The organism is Brevibacterium sp. FAM 24630, assembly GCF_049804075.1.
Lineage (GTDB): Bacteria > Actinomycetota > Actinomycetes > Actinomycetales > Brevibacteriaceae > Brevibacterium.
Genome location: NZ_JBNBZD010000048.1, coordinates 1 through 2,097, shown reverse-complemented (window position 1 = coordinate 2,097; position 2,097 = coordinate 1). Strand labels below are relative to the sequence as shown.

The 2,097-nt window shown below is 61.3% G+C and carries 2 protein-coding genes and 1 pseudogene; all 3 read right to left on the bottom strand.

Features of this window, described 5'->3' with window-relative positions; translation table 11 throughout:
• Positions 1-174 precede the first annotated feature (174 nt).
• Entirely contained in the window at positions 175-1,149 is a 975-nt protein-coding gene (locus ACPUD7_RS17595; protein WP_425120630.1) for a type II toxin-antitoxin system HipA family toxin, read from the bottom strand.
• A gap of 18 nt (positions 1,150-1,167) precedes the next feature.
• A pseudogene (locus ACPUD7_RS17590) lies at positions 1,168-1,392 on the bottom strand (HipA N-terminal domain-containing protein); the annotation flags it as partial.
• 20 nt (positions 1,393-1,412) lie between these two features.
• Positions 1,413-1,706: a helix-turn-helix domain-containing protein gene (locus tag ACPUD7_RS17585; protein WP_135542797.1), complete on the bottom strand. Its 294-nt coding sequence runs from the start codon at positions 1,704-1,706 to the stop codon at positions 1,413-1,415.
• Positions 1,707-2,097: the final 391 nt, after the last annotated feature.

Here is a 2,097-nt window from a genome sequence, read left to right as displayed (position 1 = left end):
TGTCTTTCAGACTGTGTTTCCGGCGGGGCAACGAGATATAACTCTAGACCAGGCAAACCCGTCCACGCAAATCCAAACCCGCCATTCCCCACGTGACACCCACCACACGGACTGCCGGGGAACAGGCGCAGGAAAGTCTAGCGTCGGGGCAGAGAGCGTCGTGCGCCACGGAGGTCAGAAACCCGGCTCTGCTGCTGCCCGCAGGCGATCGCTTTGAGTCTCGATGACAGGACCCACCGCGTCGCGCTCCGAGCGGCGGATTCCTCTGCCGGCCGCCAGAGGGTTCCAATTGGCGACTGCGTCGACGACTTCGTGGATGATGGTCCGCGCGGCCGGTGCGGTCAGGTGACAGAGTGAAGCGAAGTCAAGAAGTGCTCCGGCCTCATCGTCTGCTGAGACCACTCCGTTGATCGCTGTCTGCCGTTCGACTGCCCGTTCAGGTTCGGTGTTGATGTCGAAGGCCGGGCTCAGCTGCCACCCTGCCTCTGACCGAACGAAGCCGTGGTTTCGCAGATGGTCGTCTGTATTGTGCACTGCGACGGAGAAGACCACTCGTCGGTACAGTTCCGCGCAATCGCGCTTCCAACGCCGGCTGTGGTCTTCGATTGCCTCAATGATGTCGAGGTAGTCGGCGGCTTCTCCATCGCGTCGGCCGGTCGCTGTCATTGCGCTGATGTATCCGATGCGTTGTTGGGCGTCCCGGTCGAACCTTTCCAGCAGGAGCACGGATCGACCGTCGATGGTGAGCGTTCTGCACCTTGGGACTTCGATCCCTGCCATTCGCGCGAGCTCGAGTGCCACCCCCTCCCACGCAATGACGTCCCACTCATCGGCAGGGCGCGTGAACTTTGCGATATGCAGCGCTCCCTCGTCGTCGGTCACGGACGCTTTCGGCCGAGCTCCACCCAGTGATCCGGTCCCAGCGTCGAGGAGGCGTTTCACAGCCCCAGCGGAGCCCTCTAGGACGCCATCCGCTGCGTGTTGCAGCTCGGGCAGGGCAAGGAGTTTCGGTACTCGACTGTTGTCGCTGAGAAGGGGACCATCGGGACCGCGACGAAACCGAAGAGAGCCTTGTCGGGTACAGTCGCTGACCCCGAGAAGGTAGTCGACATCTGTGAGTCGGCGGTCGCTGACGGCCTCTTCAGCCACTAATCGCCGGTGCTCCTTGGCAACAAGGTTACGTCCCCACCGGTCCGGGGCGCAGTCAGCGAAAGCGCCAGGCAGACCCGGGACGCTGAAAGGTGCCGTTGACAGAGGGAGTTGAGGATCTATCGAATACGCCCACCTGGCCGATGCATATTCATCGGAGTATTTGAAGGTGGTCGAGATCTGCCCTCGTCCGATGTGGAAATAGGCGGTCCCAACGTGAACAGGTCTGCCGTCATGGGTCATTTCCACACGCACCTGCTCACTCATCGGCGAACTCGCTCCGGAAGCGATTCGGACGAGCGCAGTCTTCCGACATCGGTGCTCAACGGGTCAAAGGAGTCGGCTACGTGATCAAGCTGTCCCAATGCCTGCATGACCGACATGACTGCGCCGAGGGAGACGCCGGCGTCTCCCCGTTCGATCTTCTGCAGAGTTGATCGCGAGATCCCGGCACGCTCAGCGACTTCAGCAGCTTTCAGTGACTGCATGAGTCGCCATCGTCGAATCGATGAACCGACTTCGCCGAGGCGGCGCTCCACCTGTCGGGTGACGGCCATCTTTGCTCCTAACGGCTCAGATAATAGTCACTATAGTCATTACTGACTAGGATACGCATCATTGCGAAAGCCGACAAGAGCTCACGGGGCACATAGGGACTCCGCGCGGCCAGGGACCGGCAATCGCATCCTCTCCCCCGCGAAGCCCTCCACCCCGGAGGTCGAACACGGAGATGATGGGGCCGGCGATCATTGACCCTCATGCGGCGCACCCAACGGGATCGAGGCGGCTGAGTGCCGGACGCGACGGAGTGCTGGGCACGTTTGTGGTCAGCAGCAACACGACCCATGAATACGAGGAAGGCCCCGCCCAACCCCCACACAAACAGGAATCAGACGAGGCCACCCCCACCAAAAAATATTGCGGCAGTCACTTACTCTCCCACAACCA

Coding starts and splice junctions, on each gene's coding strand:
- ACPUD7_RS17585 (WP_135542797.1), bottom strand. CDS start 1,706: ATGGCCGTCACCCGACAGGTGGAGCGCCGCCTCGGCGAAGTCGGTTCA.